The 20,878-nt window shown below is 27.4% G+C and carries 10 protein-coding genes; 5 read left to right on the forward strand and 5 right to left on the reverse strand.

All coding sequences use genetic code 4. The features are described 5' to 3' along the window. Positions 1-5 precede the first annotated feature (5 nt). Both Q8852_RS01310 and Q8852_RS01315 read right to left on the reverse strand, forming a co-directional pair. Positions 6-2,687 carry a YobI family P-loop NTPase gene (locus tag Q8852_RS01310; RefSeq protein WP_305938195.1) on the reverse strand — a complete coding sequence of 894 codons (2,682 nt, stop codon included), beginning with the start codon at positions 2,685-2,687 and terminating at the stop codon, positions 6-8. After that, positions 2,680-5,049 (reverse strand): hypothetical protein, encoded by a 2,370-nt coding sequence (locus Q8852_RS01315; protein ID WP_305938196.1) that lies wholly within the window; start codon positions 5,047-5,049, stop codon positions 2,680-2,682. Before Q8852_RS01315 ends, Q8852_RS01310 begins: the two co-directional genes overlap by 8 nt. A 153-nt stretch (positions 5,050-5,202) precedes the next feature. Here Q8852_RS01315 and Q8852_RS01320 point away from each other — a divergent pair, with 153 nt between their 5' ends. The 4 genes from Q8852_RS01320 (at position 5,203) to Q8852_RS01335 (ending at position 11,442) form a co-directional block, all read left to right on the forward strand. Then, positions 5,203-6,270 (forward strand): hypothetical protein, encoded by a 1,068-nt coding sequence (locus Q8852_RS01320; RefSeq protein ID WP_305938197.1) that lies wholly within the window; start codon positions 5,203-5,205, stop codon positions 6,268-6,270. Positions 6,271-6,509: 239 nt separating this feature from the next. Continuing rightward, entirely contained in the window at positions 6,510-7,340 is an 831-nt protein-coding gene (gene rpsB, locus Q8852_RS01325; RefSeq protein WP_305938198.1) for a 30S ribosomal protein S2, read from the forward strand. 23 nt (positions 7,341-7,363) lie between these two features. After that, entirely contained in the window at positions 7,364-8,245 is an 882-nt protein-coding gene (gene tsf / locus Q8852_RS01330; protein WP_305938199.1) for a translation elongation factor Ts, read from the forward strand. A 116-nt stretch (positions 8,246-8,361) separates the two neighbouring features. Continuing rightward, complete coding sequence (locus Q8852_RS01335; protein WP_305938200.1) at positions 8,362-11,442, forward strand: hypothetical protein; 3,081 nt, start codon at positions 8,362-8,364, stop codon at positions 11,440-11,442. Positions 11,443-11,472: 30 nt separating this feature from the next. On the opposite strand, the gene Q8852_RS01340 is transcribed toward Q8852_RS01335, so the two are convergent. The 3 genes from Q8852_RS01340 to Q8852_RS01350 are packed head-to-tail and all read right to left on the reverse strand — an operon-like array spanning position 11,473 to position 15,206. Beyond that, complete coding sequence (locus tag Q8852_RS01340; RefSeq protein WP_305938201.1) at positions 11,473-12,558, reverse strand: hypothetical protein; 1,086 nt, start codon at positions 12,556-12,558, stop codon at positions 11,473-11,475. A 45-nt stretch (positions 12,559-12,603) separates the two neighbouring features. Next, a complete protein-coding gene (locus Q8852_RS01345; RefSeq protein ID WP_305938202.1) occupies positions 12,604-13,839 on the reverse strand; it encodes an IS256 family transposase in 1,236 nt (411 codons plus the stop codon). Between the two features lie 17 nt (positions 13,840-13,856). Further along, positions 13,857-15,206, reverse strand: coding sequence for a hypothetical protein (locus tag Q8852_RS01350; RefSeq protein WP_305938203.1), 1,350 nt, complete (start codon positions 15,204-15,206; stop codon positions 13,857-13,859). Positions 15,207-15,347: 141 nt separating this feature from the next. Between Q8852_RS01350 and Q8852_RS01355 the strand changes: the two genes are divergently transcribed. Then, entirely contained in the window at positions 15,348-20,867 is a 5,520-nt protein-coding gene (locus Q8852_RS01355; RefSeq protein WP_305938204.1) for a PDxFFG protein, read from the forward strand. Positions 20,868-20,878: the final 11 nt, after the last annotated feature.

Raw genomic sequence — 20,878 nt, forward strand, 5'->3', positions numbered from 1 at the left:
AACTCCTAATTGCCTGCGGTAAAGTCATTTAATAATGATATATATTCTGAATTGTTAGAAATGTAGTAATCAAGGTCAAGTCAGTAATTATTTATAATAAGGTTTATGATGGTTATCATACAATTACTTAATGTTACTTTCATTGTTTCTGTATCGTTTTCATCAGCAACATCCAAAATAGATGAAATATTTAAAATACTTCCAATATTATTATTTGTTAAATTTTCGAGATTAATGATCTCATTATCCAAAAGATAAAAGAAGAGTCTTTGATTATATTCGAGCGATATGTTATTATTTGAATTAACTTTTTCATTAGAAGCCAAACAAAAGAATGCATCATCAATTAATTTAGCATTATAAAGTGAATAATATTGGTTGTTATCATCATTTATATTGAAGTAAAAGTTTTCAAATTGGCGAAAAGGAACAACGGAATTTTTTAATTTATCATTATTGTCTATTCTTATAATTGTTCTAGCAACACTAGGAAAGCTATTTATTAATGATTTTTGCCCTCCTTTTGATTTTGATGATCAATTTCAAATAATAGATGCAATTTGGCTTGATTTACTTACATCAATTCAAAGATTAAATAAGAGAATTAAGTTCTCCAAATCTTTATCAGATGTTAATGATTCGGAAGTGATATTGTTTTTAAATTTTCTGGAAATAAGAAATTCAAAATCATTTTTAACTTCATTTTTAAATTCTCGGTTTTGCAACAAAATTTGATAGGTAGTCCCTTTTTTTGTCAAAAGCTCCTTTTTACCTTTTATCTCGAAACTATTAAATAAATCTAAATATAATTTAGTTATATTTCTTAAATACTCAATTTCTATATCCTTTAATTCTTCACTATTCGAAGCATAATATAGTTTTCCAATTGTTTCATCATCACTATGGTCAGATTCTGTACGGTTTAAATTATTCATTTCATTAATTTTCGATAGAAAACTTAAATAAGTACGTTGATCAGAAATATTACTTGTAATAACGCTGAATATCATATCATTTAGTTTTTTCAGTTTATTATTTTTAAGTTTTGATTCATTTTCTTCTAACGAGTATTTTGACTTAATAATTTCTAATAACTTATTAGGTAATAAACAATTTGCGATTACTATATTTTTGAATTCAATAAATTCATCAAAAAATTTGTTTTTTTCTGATGATGAATCAAAAATACTCTCACTTACAACATACATAAATTTAATTTTCTTTTCCTTTATTAGGTAACTTTTTGCTGAAAAGTATTCATTTAGTTCATTATTAAGAGTTCTTAAAGAATTAAATATATTTCTATCCTGAAGCCTATCTAAGTCTTCGAAAATTATTAAAGAAGTATTAAGAGATTTGAATATTGAATATAAAAATTCTTTATTTTTACTGAAACTAAGTAAAGATTCGTCTTTTTCTATTGTGATATTTTCTAGAGTTAGACTCTTGATCTTTTTGTATTTTTTAAATCTAATAACTTTGTATGTAAAAGGTAGAACACAACTCAGGAGTAGTATTGAACCTGTTGTGATTAAGGAATAAAATAAAAATTTAACAATTATTTTTGCGTTTTCATTTATATCGTTATTTTTTACTATTTTTCCAACACCATTAATGATTATATTATCATTATTGTTTGAAAAAATATCTAATGGGAAGTCAATTATTTTTAATGTTATTAAAGCAATTGATAATGCTATAAAAAGAACAATAACTATTGCTATAAAAACAGATATAAATTTACTATTTTTATCAAATAATAAGTTTTCTAGACCATATCTTTTGAATTTTTTATTTTTAGTTTGATTCACTATAGAACGTAAAATTATAGATTGAATTTCATCCTCTTCTAAAGCTTGATTTTTGCTACTTTGTATATTAAATTCTGGTACAGAAACGAAAACAGGGAGTTCTTCTTTGCTTAAATTTATAATATTCAAAATATTTACGGCTATATTTATAATTAAATTTATAAGATTTTTTATATCTTTCAAAGAAGAGTTTATTCTATTTGCTATGGGAACATAATCTGGATTTTTTTCTAGCTCTTGAGATATTTCGTTATTTTTTTCTTTTAGTTTTTTATTATTTTTTTCATCCCAGAGTGCTTTTAAATTTTCGAGATAATTTTTATATTTGTTGCAATCATCTGGCGAGATATTTTGATTTTCGCTTAATTTAGTTAATTCATTAATCAATATTAGTGTTTCATATGTAGTTACGCTGAAATTAAATTGAACTAATTTACCTTTTTTCATACTTATTTTTTTAAATAATATTTTATCCAAATTTGCGGTTTCGATTATTTCTAAAACAGTATTAAAAATTTTATCTGACGAATTTAATTTCTTAAGTTTCTCGATAGTGTCGGGATTATCTAAATGTTTTTTGTAGATTTCAAAAATTTTGTTGTTAATAAAATATGTATTGAGAAAGCTGGATTTACCTTGACCAAATTCAGCAATAAAGGCCACATTATTAAAGTCTGGATTTTTCATAATGTCGTCAATTGTACTTAAATTATTTTCTTTTCTATTTTTATCAAATTCATAAAATATTGGAAATGATAGAATAAATGAGCTTGCAACTTTAACAATATTTTGTATATTGTAGACTTTTTGTTTTCTTTTTTTATGCGGTGATAAAAGGATTTGATAATTTATAGAATTTAATTTACTATTAATCATTATTGCCTCCTAATTTTCTTTCTAGTAATTCTTCTAGTATTTTGCTATTTTCTTCAGAATACAAGATCTCTATAGTTGAAAAATCATTTATTTTAATGGTTTTATTAAATCCTTTTAATTTATGTTCTTTATGGAGTGAAATTTTGGTAAAGAATTTAATACCTTTCTGTTTTTTGTAAATTTCATTTAATATTTGGCTTTGTATTCATAGATATATTCAAACATATAAAGTTTGTTCATCGCTATAGGGGCGGTCGTTATCAAATAATGCATCTTCCGGCAAGCCAGATTGAGAATATTTTTTATAAAATGGAAATTCATATTCGTCTGAATACACAAATAAGTCATTATTGTTTCATGTTGATTTGATTTCAAAGGGATATTTCGATTGATTGTTATCTTCGAAGAAATTATTTATTATATGGAAATAAACAGGACCAGCATTTAGAAAAAGGGCCTTGCTGAGTTTTATAACGTTATCATTATTCTTGAAAAGCATATCGGGAGTTAATTCACACATTAAAATAAATAATTCAGTTATTTTTAGTGATTTCATTAAATTATTATTAATATTTAATGAATAATCCAATAATTGTTCTCCACTTGAATACTTCTTTTGAAATGAATTATTTAATCTTGGAATTACCTCTTGTATTATTGACTTAAATATAAATATTTTTGTAAGGAAGTTTTCATAATTTTGAATTACGCCATTCTTAGTATTTGATATAGATTTTATTAGGAATAGTAGAAAACTTAAATAAATCGGATTTTTATTTTCGTTGATAAAAAATTCTAAACAAAAGTCCTCCGGAGCTCACTCCGGTAATGATAAGAATGATCTATACACATTATAGTTTCAATTATTAATGAAATGTGATGCTTCATCATTCTCTTCAAGGTGTTTATTCGAAAATAATAAAATAGGAGAGTTATTATTTATATTTTCAGGTCTTTTTAAGCTCTTTGCATTTTCGGAATATTCAACAAGCATCAATGATTTATCTGAATCCAAAGTTATATTCTTGCATCCTGTGTGTTCAAGATTCAAGATATATAGTTCGTTTTCTTGGTTGTCGTCAAAATCTGCTAAATAAAACTTTATATTAAAGTCATCAGTTCTAAATGCTATATCAATATTATGCTTAATATGGCTAATGGTTGTACTACCGCAGTTGTTTAGTGATGTATGATTTTTGAAGTTATAATTAATTTGATATTGAAATATATAATTGTCTGACTCATCTTCAACTTCATGTTTGCATTCAATGCTTATTTGCTTCTTTGTATCATTTGTATTTGAAATTATTATTGAATTATTATGTGAAATATAAAATAAAAGATTTCTATTTGCTTTTTGAAATTTTAATTTTGAAAATACTTCATCATTTTGTTCTGGTGTAAAAGATTCTATAGAAAATATTTTTTGTGTATCCCTTTTAAAATATATATTTCAATATTTTATGAATGATGAAAATGGATTTTCGCTTGTCCCGTACACCGCTTCTGGATATGGTATTAATGTTTTGCTTACAAAAGTAATAAATAGTGCATTATCACTGCTTACAAGAGTTGTTTCATACTTTTCATCAATTAAAGTTATTTTCTTTTCTAAGAATTCATTATTTAAATCAACATAGTATAAAAATATTTCTTTTGCAAATTTATTAATACTTTTTGATTGTATATCTTCTAAATAGTTATTCATTGAATCTAAATTTATTACTAAATCTCAATAATTTTCATTTTTTTGTCACTTTTGCTTTCTATGATTATCTTCTCTAGATGTTTGATCAACTAGTCAAAACTTAAAACTTTTATTTAGATAAAAAAACATTATAAAATCTATGATATTTTCATCGGTTATTTTGTTAATGTCATACTGTAAATAAATCCAATCTGTGCCTGGACGTGAATCCTTAGGATGAGCAAAATCTTTAATTCCATATAAATTAATATACAAAGGTGATATAAGATTGAAATAAATTTTAACCTTTTCTTTATTTAAATTCTTTCAGAAATCTTGCGAGTTTTCTAAAGATATTTCAGTTTTATTTTTTAATTCATCAGCAAAAATTTCTTCAAATGTTAAATTTAAATATTCTTTCTTTTGATCCTCATCAAGCTTTGAATATAAATCCAGAGTAGTATTGATGAAGGGATTTTCCTTATTTTTAAAATTTAATACGGTGAAAAGGACAACGTCTTCTCATGGTTTTTTTTCCGATATTGTTCTGTTTTCATCTATATTTGATAAATTTTGTTCTTTTTTAACGGAAATTCATTCTTCGAATTTTTGATTGTTATTTGAATTATCTTTTAAAAATAAATTTATTAATAATTTTGCTAATTTCTCTTCCATATTTTCTCCTTGTTTCCTATTAAAATTATCCGTTTTTTTTTTTTTTTTCAAAGGGGAAAATCACGAAATGGACTACAAAATCTACAATATTTAATATAATTTATATATTAAAATATATACACTTATAAACACAAGGAGAAACATATGATAGATATGAGTAAAAACACTAAATACATCAAATTAAGAACTATGATGTATTATTTAGTACCAGGACCGGCATGCAAATTGCCTGGTTTAACTGAAGCAGATGCTAAAGTTGAAAATAGATTTTATGGTAATAAATTTAGAGCTTTATATTTAAATGATCATTTAATTCTATGCTCTGAATCAAAAAAGAAAGATTTTAGTGATTTAAAAATGTACACCATTAATCTAAAAACTAAAATCAAAACAGAAATTCCAGAAGAACTGATGCTTAATACTATTGAATTAATTGAAGAAATAAATGAAGCGGCAAATTTTGATGATGACAATGACAAGGCCGTTGAGTTATATGAAATGTTTGATGCTCTTAATAAAGAGTTTTTTGATTCAGTTTTTGAGCTAGGAGATTCAAGGGGTTTTGAATTTTTCTATTTAGCAGATGAATTTTATGGTAAACACCAATATACTTCTGATTTAAGAGCAGTAGAATTAGCCCTTAAACCAAGTGCTAAAACTGCAATTACATATGAAATTAAAGGTTTAACTCAGGCACAAATTAATAAAATAAATTCTAAGTATCAATATCCAGAAGACATCCTTAATGCTCTAGATAGACATTCAAAATTTGAATATCAAGTTCATTCAATTGGAACAAAGAATTATGCTAAGACTTTAAATGCAATCGATCCGCATTTAGCTGAAGATTTAGCTGAAGCTACATGAATGAGTTATTTAGATAGCAAACCAACTTTCCAAGAAGAATTACCGTTTTCTTTTGGTCATGGTATGGTGTTTAAAGAAATGTTTCAAATTAGAGGTTTTGCAAAATACTGTCGTAAAGTATTAGATGGAACAATATTTGACAAAGAATACCAAGAAGGGTTTAAAACTGAAGGATGTGTTCTTTTAGATAATAGTACAATGAAATTTACTTACTTAAATAACTGAGATGATTCAATCTTTTCAGGTTTTTACGGATTACCAGTTTCTGCTTTTAATACTAAAGTGCAAATCAAAAAAGAAGGTGATAAATTCTTATTAAAATTACCTTTTGGTTTAGAACACCCAATTTATTAAAATTTCAAAATTTAATTATTTAAATTAGAAAAATATTTTTCTCTTATATATAGTGCTAAAAGAATTGCTAAAAGATTTAGTCTTTTAGCTTTTTATAATATAATTTTCACAAGAGTTTAAAACACAAATTCTTACTAACATTTATAACAATAAATACGGATTCGCTTGGGTGTGCTAATCATAGTGCTAGGCGTTAGAAATATTTATTTTGCAAAAACAAACTAAAAAGGAAAAATTTTATGACAACAGAAAACAAAAAAGAAAAAGCTGTTAAAGCTGAAAAACAACCAATCGTGTCAAAATCAAAATTATTAGAAGCTGGAGCATACTTCGGACACAAAACACATGCTTGAAACCCTAAAATGAAAGAATTCATTGTTCCAAACAAAAAGAACAAAGGATCACACATCATTGATATTACAAAAACACAAAAATACTTAGAATACGCATACTCATTAGTAAACACATTAGCTGCTAAAGGTGCATCATTTATTTTTGTTGGTACAAAAAAACAAGCTAGAGAAGCTGTTAAAGAAGCTGCTGAAAGAACAGGTTCATTATATGTCACAGAAAGATGATTAGGTGGAACATTAACAAATAACTCAACAATCATGTCTCGTGTTGCTAAAATGAAAGAATTAGAAGCTAAAGCTGCTAAAAACTTCGCAGGTTACACAAAGAAAGAAGCTTTAGGATTCCAAAAAGAATTAGATAAACTTCACAAAAACCTTGATGGTATCCGTGAAATGCAACGTTTACCACAAGTTATGATCGTTGCTGACCCTAACGAAGACGAAATTGCTGTTAAAGAAGCAAAAAGAAAGAAAATCAAAGTTATTGGTATTTTAGATACAAACGCAAACCCTGATTTACTTGACTTCGGAATACCAGCAAACGATGATTCAGCTAAATCAATTATGTTAATTATGACAATCTTAGCTGATGCTATTGTTAAAGCACGTGGTGGACAAGTAAAATTCGCTTTCCAAGAAGATGATAAAGTTGTTTTACCATCATTCAACAAACCAGTAAATGCTAACGAAGCACAAACAACAGAATCACAAAACTAATTATTTAAATTTAGGAGGTTATCATGGCGGATAACAAAATGGAATTAATCAAAGAATTAAGAGCAAGAACTAACTCAGCTTTAGTAGATTGTAAAAAAGCTTTAGAAGCTACAAACTACGAAATTGAAGCAGCTATTGCATGGTTAAAAGAAAATGGTATTGTTAAAGCAGCTAAAAAAGCTGGACGTATCACAGCAGAAGGTGCTGTTACAGCTTTAGGTGATGATAAACACGCTATTTTAGTTGAAATTAACTCAGAAACAGATTTCGTTGCTAAAAACGATAAATTCATTTCATTATTAAATGATGTTGCTACAGCATTATTTAGCTCAAACGCTAACACACACCAAGAAGGACTTGATGTTAAATTAGCAAACGGTGAAACAGTAGAACAAGCTTTAGTAAATGCTACAGCTGTTATTGGAGAAAAAATTTCTTTACGTCGTTTCACAAAAGTTGTAGCTCAAGAAAACCAAGTTTTAGGAATATACGTTCACGCAAACCAACAAGTTGCAGCAGTTGTTACAGTAAATGGAAACAATGTTGAAGCTGCAAGAAATGTTGCAATGCATGTATCAGCTATGAATCCTGAATTTATTCTTGTGGATCAAATCCCTGCTGACAGAATGGAAGCAATTAAAGAAGGTTTTGAAAAGCCAAACGGATTTGACAACAAACCAGAAAAGATTCAACAAGCTATAACAGAAGGATGATTAAACAAACAATTATCAGAATTTGTTTTAGAAAAACAAGCTTTTGTTATGGAAGATTCTCTAACAGTTGCTAAATACTTAGCAAATCACAACTGTGAATTAGTCTCAGCTGTTAGATACGAAGTAGGTGAAGGAATTGAAAAAGTTCAATCAAACTTCGCTGAAGAAGTAGCTGGAATGGTAGCTAAATAATAAAAATTTAACTATTTGGACGCATATTGCTAAGGCAATATGCGTTTTTGTTTAAATTGCACAGAAATACACCACAATGTAATATAATTATGAAATAAAAACTAAAAGGATGAAATATGAAAAAAATTAATAAAGTTATTTTAGCCCTTGCATTAGGAGCAAGCTCGCTTCCTATTGCTTTATCTGTGTCATGTCAAACACAAAGTGAAAGCACCTCAAAATTAGCTTCTGAGCGTGATTTTAAGGCTGCTTTAATTGCTAGAGACCTTAGAGATATCCAAAGACTCTCAAGCGATGATTATGCTAATTTTAATAGCCAATTACAAGTTATTAAAAGTAAAGATGCAGATAATTTGACAAAACAAGATATTAAAACTCTTTCAGATTTAGCTACAGCTGTAGCAGATAAATTATCAACTTTATCTTCTGGAGATAATCATAGAAAACAAGATTTAATTAATAAAAAAATGAAAGAAGTTGCTCTTCTCAAACAAAATGTTGATATTTTAAAAGATGAAGTAAGTAAATTAGGTGGAAACCCTGATGATTTACTTGTTAAAGACATTGATTCTATTATTCCTGGTGAAGGCGATGATAACATTGATTCGTCAGTAAGCTCAGCTCAACTAGAAAAAGTAAAAGAAAAACTCAGACAACAAATCGCTTTACTTGAATACCAAAAAGCTAATTTAGAATTTATAAAATCTAAATATGTTAAAAGAGCCCCATCTGCAATTGAAGCAATTAGACTTGTGCAAAGCTTAAACCGTTACATTATCGACACAATTCGTGTTAAATACAAGGATAGATACGAATCTAATAAGGATTTAATTAATAATCAAGCTACAATGATTGAAACACATCTTAAAGAAGTAAATGATATTGAACTCTCATATACTAACTCTAACCGTGTATATAATGTTTTACGTGAAGCTATGAACTTTTCAAGCTTAATCCAAGGGTTTATTATTCCTGATGGTAAAAATGTTACTGATATTGAAATTCCTTTCAAAAAATCTGATGCTATTGAAGAGTTGTTTGAATGAAGAATTAAAGATTTAGAAAAATTACTTGAAGCTTTAAAATCACAGGACACTAACGAAACTTATAAAGCAAAAACAATAGCTGAATATAAAACTTTAGGCCAAGAAACCTTAAAAGAAAAAGCTAAAGAAATGAAAATTGAAAATTTTGAAACTAAATCTGTAGAAGAATTAGCTACTGAAATTTATACATTAGTTAAAGCTGCTCAAAAAGATTTAGTGCAAAAGATTTTAGACACATACAAAATGGCTAAAACAGAAGGCAAAAACCTTACTGATCAAATTACACGTTACATTTTTCTTGATCAAAAAGCATGATCTAAACATATCCAAAACCCTTCAACCCCAGATGAATTTTTCCCAAGCTTTGGTGTAGGTTTTAAAGTTTCAACTTTCCCATTATTAAACCAAATTATAGATCTGGAAGCTCTTAAAGAATTTGATGCTATTGTTAAAAAAGTTCAAGGTGATTACAAAGTATTCTTTCAGAAGAATGCAGGATATTTAACTTCAATTAAATATGAAAAATTCTATGATGAGTACAAAAAACAACTTGTAGATATTGTTAGATACAATTTAATTCAAGATATATTTACTAAAAAAGGTATTGCTGGATATTTATATTCATTAAAAGATCAACTATCTAACTTCGAAATTCGAGATATTGAAAAAGAATCACAACAACTCAACACAAGAATTACTGAACTTAAGAGAAAAACTGATTTATTATTCAATTCAAAAATTAGAAACAAATGAAATGAAATTCTAGAGGACGGAAAAGATAATAAAACTATTGGTAAAACATACAGAATGTTATTTACATACTTCAATAGAGCTAAAGTCAATGCGGCCAGAAACCTTAATGTTAAAAACCCAACAATTGCAGATTTATTCGATAAATTATTAGAATATGAAAAACTAAATGATGAATTAAATAGTGCGGTATTTCTACTTGAATACTTCAAGGGATTAGGAATTAATCAAAGTGATGAAAAAATAACTAAATATCTTAATCTTGATGCATTAGCTGAAAAATACAACAATAAAATAGAAGAAAATGAAAAATATATTGAAAAATTAACTCCAAAAACTCAAGCAATTGAAAAGCTAGCAGAGCAATTTGCGAATATCAAAGTAAATGATTTAACAGATGCAAATGCAATGGAACAAAACAAAACAAATATTGATTTATTAGATAAATTCATTAAATCAATTAATGATCAAAAAGTAATTGCTGAGGGATATGAAAAGGACCGTAAATTCTACTTTGGATACCCAGAAGAAGCGATTGATGGTAAATATAAATTTAATGAATTAATTGACAAAGGTGTTTTAAAAGCTGAAAACTTATTGAAAGAATTACAAGAAATCAAAGAAAAGACTCCAGCTGAAATTTTAGAAGCTTATAAAAAAGTTAAAGCTGAATATGAAGCTATTAAATTAGATATCTTTGGACCAGCTGGAACAGAAAATGATGAAATTTATGAATCTAAATCCCTTTTAGAAGTTATAAACAACGAAATAGAGAATCAGCAAGATCAAATAAGCCAATTTAGAAGAAAAGCTTCAGAGATAAAAAAATCTGCATTTATTATTCCGCTAAATGAAGTTCAAATTTTACTTAGACAAGGCGATTTAGTTAATTCAAAATTCTATCTTGACAATTCTATTTCAGAAACACATCCAGATAAATATGCCTATGAAGTAACTGTTTTAGCATTAAAACAATTACGTGAAAAGAATCCATTATTCAGAAGAATTACTAATACAAATTCTTCATTAATATCATCTCATGAAGAAAAACCGGAATTTAATGCAAACGACACTTATAAAGAATTATTAAAAATTGAAAAGAATTACTATGAAGCAAATATAGAATATATGCAAGCTAAAATTAATAATTCAGATTCAATAGATTCAGTTAAAGAAAAACTTGCAAAAGCAAGGGATAAGTACTATGAATTTATTACTAATCCAAAATTAGAGATTCAACCTGAATTGAAACCAAAAGCTGTATATACATTTTCAAGTGGTGATGATTCGCAAGAAGATCCTGAAGCATTCTTAAATCCTGGTAACTTAATTCTTAACTTTGCTAAAGCACATTCATTGAAAACTTTAATGCAATTAATCTCAGATGAAAAAGTCAAATAATGCTAAAAATAAGAGCTATTGCTCTTATTTTTAGTTAATTTTATGAGATAAATAAAGATTATTAAATAATTCACTAGATTGTTCTAAAACTTTTACTGAATTGTTGAAATCTTTTGTGAAATCATTAACAAATCATCTTACATTTGAATAATTAGTAGTATATTTAACATTTTGAATTAATTCTTTTATAACATTATTAAAACTTATTTGATCAGTGACTGTGAATAAAACATAAGCTGCTAATACTGTTGGGTTCATAGCTAATAATCCAACATAAAGTGGTTTTTTAATAAATGCATCTATTCTTAATTGATTGTTAACTTTTCCGATTGATTTTATGGTTTCAACATTATTTGCATGCTTACTTTCGAACTTTTTGACAAATGTTTCTTTGAAATTATTGTTTATATCATTTATAGCGTTTTTTAAATTGCTAGATTTATTTAAAGCGTCATTATAAAGATTTTTCATATCATTTGCAATTTCGCTATTTGTGATTTTTGATGCTACGGTGTAGGCGCTAATGATTTTTTCAATTTCTTCATGTGCGATATTTTGACTTAATTGTAATTTAGAAACTAATTCAGATTGTGTTACAGCAAATGAATTCAAGAATGTTTTGAAATTAGGTGCAATTTTTTCGATAATTGGACTAATTCTTTCTTCTTCATCATGTATTTCATGAGAGTAATATTCAGAATCTTGTCCGAAATTAGCAGGCATTATATCTGCTAGACCCATTAGAGATCCGTAATCATTTTTCTTCTGTTCAGTTGCGATTTTTTCTAATTCATTTAAATATGAGTTTACATTTGCAAGTTTATTTGCAACTATTTGCATAGAATCTGGATCGCTGTTAGATTTATCTAATATACCAAGAGCATTTCTTAATGATTTTTTTCTTGAAATATATCTTCTTAAAACTTCATATGATCAATTTTCTTCTTCTCTATCAGACTCCTTAAGAATTACTTCATACATTAGTGGTCTTAATGAACTGAATTCTTGTAAACACTCATCAATATATTTTGAAAATACTTTTCTGCCTGAAGAAACATTATCTAATAAATCTTTGCTCAAAAAGTTGGTAGTAGTCCAAAGTTTGTGTAATCACATCGGACTATAATTGAATAAATTATATATAATAATACTGAACTTAACTTAGAAAATTATTCTTTTCCTTGTTCAAGTTCGAGTTATTTTGAAGCTTGCAACAATAGCCAACATTTTGATGGAGTTAGGACTATGATGCGAGCTTTTTTCTTTGACATATTTTCTTAATGCTGAGTGGAAATTTTCGCAAATATTGTTTGTGTAAATATATCTCCTGATTCCTATTGGAAAATCATAAAATGTGAATATCTCGTCAAGTGAGTTTTCAATAATTGCAACAGCTTTTCTGTATTTATCTTTATATTTGTTTTTAAATTCCAAAAATCTTTTATAACCTTCATCTTTGTTTTTACCTTTAAATATTAGTTTTAGTAGTTGTGATACTTCATACCTTTTAGATTGTGGTATTGTAATAAGCGCATTAGTCATTTTATGAAATGCACATTTTTGAATTTTAGATGAAGGAAAAACTGAATTAATAACATTATTAATTCCACTAAAATCATCGCAAACAACAACTTGAGGATCATTAATTCCTCTCTTTTTTAATTCTGATAAGAATTTTGTTCAATTTTCTGTACTTTCTACACCTGAGGTTTCTATTGATAAAACTTGTTTTTTACCTTCTTTATCTATAGCTATAGCGGTGTATAAGGCTATTTTTGAGCTCTGTTTGACAAAATCCCTTGGATTCTCAACATTTTCTAAAGAATTTAAATATTCACCAGTGAATGGGTTATATCATTTAAAAACTTTATGATATGAAGCATCAATAAATAATGCATAAATATCATTATTTATGTCAAAACTATAAGCGTTGTCGTATTTGTTTTTAATAGTTTTTGAAACTCTCGCAATTATAGAATGTCCTATTCTAAAACCTAATAATTTCTCAACTAAATCTATGGTTTGTTCATATGATAAAAATTGTTGCAATAAATGTGCGATTAGAAATTCAAATTCTTCCTCACATCTTTTATATTTAGCTAATATTTGTGAACAAAAATTTGAAGCATTTCTTAATCTTGGGACATTTATTTGTAGTTTACCATTCAATGTGTATAAGGTTCTTTTAGAATATCCATTTCTATAAATTTTTCCTTCAACTAATTCATATTTATTCATTTCAGTAATATAAGCATCTACTTCATCTTTTAGATTCTCTTCAATTAACTTAGCAACATCTAAGTAATTAACATTAAGTAGAAATGATAATTCTCTCATATCAGCTCCTAATTTGTAAAATTCATTTCTTAATAATTTGTTTCTTTCCTCTAAAATCATAACAAAAATCACTCCTTTTAATATTTGGAGTGATTACACAACATTTGGTCTACTACCAAAAAGTTCGCAATATTTCTAAGTAAATGTCTAAAGTTATTAATATTGGCTACAAACTTGCTTCTAGCAAATTCATCTTTTTGCTGATTGATTTGTTCTGAATTTAACTGAAAAATAGTGTAAAAAGTATCGATTAAGTTTTTAATATCGTTATTGTTGATTTTTAATTGATTATAAAAATCTCTAATATTATTAGTAAATAATTTATATTTTATATTGACAAGTTTTAAAAAGTTATCTACTATTGGATTTTGTTCAGCTGCTAATTTATTATAAGTATCTACATCTGTTTTAAGTTTTTTAATTAAAACATTATAAATAGTAACTACTTGATTATAAATTCCAGCTTTAGTTGTGCTGATTTTATTTTCGATTAATATTTTCGCATTTTTAATTCGAAAATCATCAGTACCTTCTCGTAAATAATTTACTGCTGCTAAAGTAGTTTTATGAATTAAATTAATTTGATTTTCTAAATCAAAAAGTTTGTCTTCTAATTCATTAATGATTTGCGTGATATTGTTATCAGTTAACATAACATTTTTCATTCAAGATATGAAACTTTTAATTGAGTTTTTGAAATTATTGAATTTATTTTCGAATTCTTCTGTTGAATTAAATTCCTCAGGTAAATATTTTTTTAATAATTCTGGGTCAATTTTTTCAAATTTTAATGTACCAACATAGCCTTGTAATTTATATGATAAGTCAGCGATAAAATATCCAGTAGATGTCATCAATGTTTTAATTTCATCTTTAGACGCATTTTTATTGTTCTTAATTTTTAATAATGCTTCATTAGTTAAAGGGTTTGTGGTTAATTTATCAATATTATCTTTAAAAATTTTGTTAAATAAATCTTCGACCATAAATAAGTTTTTATAGTAAAAAAGTTCAATTTCAGTTACTTTTTCTAGTTCTTTTAAACCTTTTTCCATTAATTCTTGATTAATTAGGAATCTATTTGATATACTTTTTAAGTCAGACATAAAAGTAGTGTTTTCATCTTCTCAATCAATAGTTGCAAATTTATTTTCTGGTTTTTCTAATTCCTTGTTAATAAATTCTAAATTAGTAAATGGATTTGAATTGTATTCAAATAGACTAATTTTGCTGTATTTAGGTTTAATTTTGCTTATACCATTTGAAGGACCGGCAATAGGTTTTACCTCAATTTCTTCCACTGGTTTCGGTGTTTGAGTTTTATGTTTTTTGCTGAAAGCTACACCAGTGACAGTAGCTGCACAAATAACAGAAGCAGTTAAGAATCCTGCTGAAATAATTAAATATTTTTTATTAAGTTTTTTCATTTTACCTCCACTACATATATGCAAAAAACGCAAAAGTGAACTAAAATAAGACAAAAAGGCTTTTTGAAAAATATGGTAAAATATTTATATTAATTTCATTAATATAAGAAAAAACAAAAAAACAAGAAAAGGATGTATGTTATGTTAAAAAACTGATCATTAAAATCAAAAATACTACTCTCACTTGCAACATTAGCTGTTGGAAGTGGTATTGCAATCGGTTCAATGATTGCGTATGCTGAAAATTCTGATGAAAAATTAGGACCACTTTCACCTGCTAATAAACAACTTTTTGATAATAGTTATGCAAAAATTTATGATGAAAAAGGTGAATTAAAACCTGAACTAAGAATTTTAGATGCTCAAAAGAAATCTTCATTAGCAGTTGTTTCATTAGATGGAAGTGAATTTGCATTTAAAGAATCACCAGAAGACAAAATGGATTTTGATGAATTTTTTAACGAATACTACAAAAGATATAACGAACCTTTTGTACTTGAAGTTAAATATGGTTCATTTAGTTTTTATGATGAATATGTTTTAGCAGTACACCCAAAACAATTTATTGAATTCTCTAACTGATTTATTAAAAATGTTGCTTGAGGACCTGACCTTCTAACATTGAACTCATTTAGAATTGTTCCAGGAGTTGAACAAAATGGTAATGCGATAACCTTAGGTTCACACTCAACATTACACAAGGAAGTAAGTGAAATCAAATTCTTCCCTGATGCATTCTTTGGTTCATTACCAATTTATTCAGCATTAGGTGGTAGAGGAAATGCTTCTGATGCTTTAACTTATTCAACATTTAATTCAGAAGTAAGTAAAAATATTTTAGATGAATACTTAAAAAATATCCCTTATGCTTCAGCTGCAAAAAATGCTTTAGATGTTCCTGAAAATGAATCATTCAAAGGCATTATTGTTCCAAGTAAACTAAATCACCAAAAATTTATGGTGTTACTTGATGAAAATACTAATGTTGAATTAGGAACTTCTTCAAAAGCAGTTCCTGAAAGAGCTCAAACTCTTTATTTACCATACGATGTAACAGAAACTGAATTTGAACAATTAAAAACTCAATACCCAGATGAACTTCAAAGATATTCATTTAGTGACTTAAGACCAGTTGAAATACTTTCTGCTTTTGCTGAAGATGAAAATGCTGGAATGAGCAATAATCCATCAAAAGATCTTTTAAAGATAACTTTTAAATATCTTGATGTACCTGAAAAAGAATATGTACAAATAGAAAAAGAACTTGATGTATTAAAACGTAGTGAAAAAGGAAAAGATATAGAAGGACTTAAAAAGATTGAATTAAAACGTCAAGAAATCAAAAATGAATACAAAACAACAATGCACTTTAATTTAATGCAAGGTAGATCTTGAATTTCATACCAAAACTTTGTTAAAGCAGTTAAAAATTCAATTAGAAGCTTTTTAGATTTCTATGATATTGATTCATACAAGAATGAAACCATTTATGTTTATGATCCACTTAATGGACAACCATTACAATATTTTGCTTCATTCCTTCAAGCAATCAATACAATTCCATCACTTAAAAAATTAAGCTATGCTGAACAAAAAGAATTTGTTAAAAAATATAAAGTTACTGAGTTTAAAATTACCAATAACATAGTTGATAAATTCCACACATTAAATGTTTCTTTAGTAAATGGTAAATCAAACAAGTTAGTTGTGTCATTTACGGGAAATACTAATAATAATTACAAACCTGAAGGATTTGCGCAATTTAAAGAAGCAATCGGTTACAGTGGGGCGATTTCACCTGTTACAGTATTTTATACACCTGAAGATATTGCTTCTGAAGAAAAAGGCCTTGCAGCTAGAAAATATCAAGCATATAATGAAACTTATAACGGACTTTTAGATAAAGTTCTTGCTAAATACCCACACTTAGCCAAAAAATTAAATGGACCTCATATCACAAGAGAAGTAAATGAAAAGGGAGTTTACGAGTTTAAACTTACTGAAGGTGAATATGTTGGACTTACACCTGGGGATAGAATTGGGCTTCCACTTATTTTAGGTGCTTTAGTTCCTGGTTTTCAAGGTGTTCCAACTGATTTCTTAAAATATGTTGCAACTCACGAATATGGTCACCACTATACACTTGACCAAGGTCAAGCTTGAATTAACGATAAGAACCCAATTATTGTTGGAGGGCTTTCAACTAGAGGTGGAGCTAATGAATCTTCATACTACTCATATGAAGCTTTAGTAAATTACTTGGAGGCTAGAACAAATATTGAAGTTATTAGAGTTAATGCAAATAACCAACCAACTGAAAATGGTAAATTTATTCGTTTCAAATTTGGTATTTTAGATGAAAATGGAAAAGTAACACATTTTGAAACTGAAGCACTTGAAGATATTTGAGGAACAGAAAAATCACATGATGAAATCGACCAAGTTCTTAAAAACAAAAAACGTCGTTTCTTACAAGACTTTGCTGGAATGGTAAAAGCCGCTAAAGAAAGAGGTGTGGCTTTAGGAGATTTATTCATTGCTAACTCATTTGATGCTGATTCAGGAACATTAAACCCAAGAATTAGTGGAATAGGAAAAGCATTCAAGAAAATACAAGAAGCGAGTGGAAAAACAGAATATAAGCTTGTTCCAATTACAGCACGTAACATTATTGAACAAATGACTGATGGAGCAGGAAATCCATTAACAAAAGCTGTTACATTTGCAGATGATAATCACTTTACATTTAAGTTATTTGAAACAGATTCTAAAAAACCAAACAAAATTACTAAAATTAATATGTTTAACAAAGATGGATCACCAGTTATTCAAGTACCGCTTAATGTTGAATTAGATCCAGAATCACTAAATTACATTAGAACTCAAAGTGACGTAATTGGACAATCAATTTCAGCTACTGTTAGAGCTCAAATGTTTGACTCAGGATGAAACGAATCTTCAAGTAGAATTGGTGGAGACTTTGCTCTATGATTGCAAACATTATTTGGCGGAGCTGATTTAAATGCATTTGTTGAATCTATTAAGCATAGATCTGATGCGGCTGAAGTTAATGTAAATGAAAATGCATCTGTTAAAAAACGTAAATCAAATGATTTCTTTGCATTACCATTCGGATTACAAAGTGAATTACAAACATTAAGAGATTCATATATTAACATTTATGAAAGAGCATATGACCAAAAGAAAAATGCATTAGATAATGTTAAATTTAGTGCTTTCCTTAAAGGAAACAAAGGTTCTGTATTAACTTTTGTTCCAAATGGGTTCGAAGGCGAAAACTCCGATTTAAATAAATTCTTCTTCCCATACATGCGCGAAAATTCATTCTTAGCAGATAGAATTAATATACGTGATGGTCTTTCAAACAGAATGTCTTCTATTGCTGAAGATAATGGATTCCCTGCTACAAATTCAAGATGAAGCATGTATCCAACACAAGCCTTTATTACTTTAATTGGATTGCAACCTTACAGTGCTGATGGTGCAACAAATACTTTATTATTCGATAGCTTTGTTGCATTTGTTGATAAAGATACTAATATTGTAAATTCACAACAAGTTTGAAATTCTTCTAGAGATGCATTAGGAAAATTCGATGAAGCTATCCGTGGAGTAGTACTTAATCCATATTCTAGATTCATGAAAGCAAATGATAAAGAGCTTTTAAAAGCAGTTAACAAATTACATCAACAAATGGTTATTGTTACTGACCGTGAAAATGCAAGAGATAATTTATCCGCTCCTAAATTCAAGAGTTTCTATGAATTAATAAACTTTGCTTCAATCGATTATTCAAAAGCTAAATATGATACTAATATCAAAAATTACAACTGAGATGTTGAATATGTAAAAACTAAATTTAACTTATTTGAAATAAAATCACTTGCAGAAAAAGATACCGAATTAACAACAGCAAACTTAAGAGAACAAATTAATTCTGCTTCAGATGAAAATGCACAAGAACAAGCTGTAGCTAACTATGCAATGTATCGTTTCAGACACTCAAACCTTGTATTAAGTGTAAAAGAATTCTCACCAGCATTAGATTTAGTTGCAAATTCTGCAATCTTCTCAAAAGATTACGGAATTGACATGATTAGTGAAACATTCAAGAAATATTATGTGCAAGATCTTACATCGGCACCTGAAGAAAATAAAAACTTATATTTCGATGCTGAAAAATTGCAAAAATACTTAGAACAATTTATTCAAGATAATAATTTATCTCAATACATTAAATACTTTAGTATGCAAGATTTTGTAACATTAGCTGGAAATGTAATGTTCTTTAAAAATGGTGGGGAAACTGAAATGACTATTGATAACATCTTATTTGGTGGATTTTCTTCAGGAGAATCTTCAGATGATGTTAAAAACTACAACGATACTAGAGTTGAACCACTTCTAAATGATAAGTTTACTGACTATATTTACTCAATTGCTGAAACATTAACTAGAGATTATGTTCAAACAGTTTACTCACCTAATAAGAATGATTTTGGAAACACTCCAAGTTACTTAAAAGGGCTTTCAGAAGCTATTACTGGACTTGATTATATTGTTGATGGTACTGCGATTAATTACCTTAATGAATTAAAGAATAATAATACAAATATGTCTACAGGAATTAAAGAATCACTTGAAGCTGATAGATATAACGAATTCTACCAACAACATGTTGCTGGAATTATTGAGTTTAACAAAAGAATTCAAAAAACTAAAACAGACAAAAAAGAATTAAGCAAGTTACTTGATTCATTATCAGTTAACGATCCGGAATATGATGCTATTCATAACGCAATTGAAACATTAAATCAAACTATTAATTCAATTTCTGATGAAAGACATAATTATATTTCAAATGCAAAAGCTAAATTCTTTGATGATATTTCTGCGAAACGTTTCTTCCAAGATTATGAATATAGAGATTCAAGTTACTTTGGAAAATTTATTTCAAATAGTAATGGATTCTTTAAAGATAGATTTGAAAAAGAAACCATTGGTATGGAACTTTATGATGTAGACGGAAATCCAATTGTAGATCAAAATATCAGATTAAAAGATTTTGAAGGAAACAGAATTACAAACCGTCCTGAAGCATTCTTTATTTCACAACTTTACAACTATGGTGTTTCAAAACGTAATATTTCTGGAATATTCAGAAATAAAGATTTAGATGCTTTAGCAATGTATGGATATATTAAAAATGATTTAGCTACTCAAGCTAAATACCTTAAATTCACTGACGTAGATACTAAAGAAGAAATTTTCTTAAGTATCCATACTGAAAAAACTAATAATATCTTCTGATTGCAAAAACAAGGAGATGTATCTGCTAAGAAAACCATTGAAGATTACGGGTACACTTCATGATTATCTGATTATGCCTTAATGGCTAAATATAGAGATGCATTATTAAAACCAAAACACAGATACTACATGGAATTTGCTGATGAAAACAAAAAAGCAATTCAAGATATTGATTTAGGAAATGTACAAGCACTTGCGGAAAATGCAAAAGCAGTACAACAATCACCTATTAAGATAGTGCCTGAAGTAGAAACAAATGCTCAAGGCGAAAAAGTAAAAACAGGTAAAACAATAATAAATGTTGACTTCCAATTCAACATTTCACACTAATGAAAGGAGAA

The organism is Mycoplasma seminis (assembly GCF_030718845.1).
GTDB classification, from domain to species: domain Bacteria; phylum Bacillota_I; class Bacilli_A; order Mycoplasmatales; family Metamycoplasmataceae; genus Mycoplasmopsis; species Mycoplasmopsis seminis.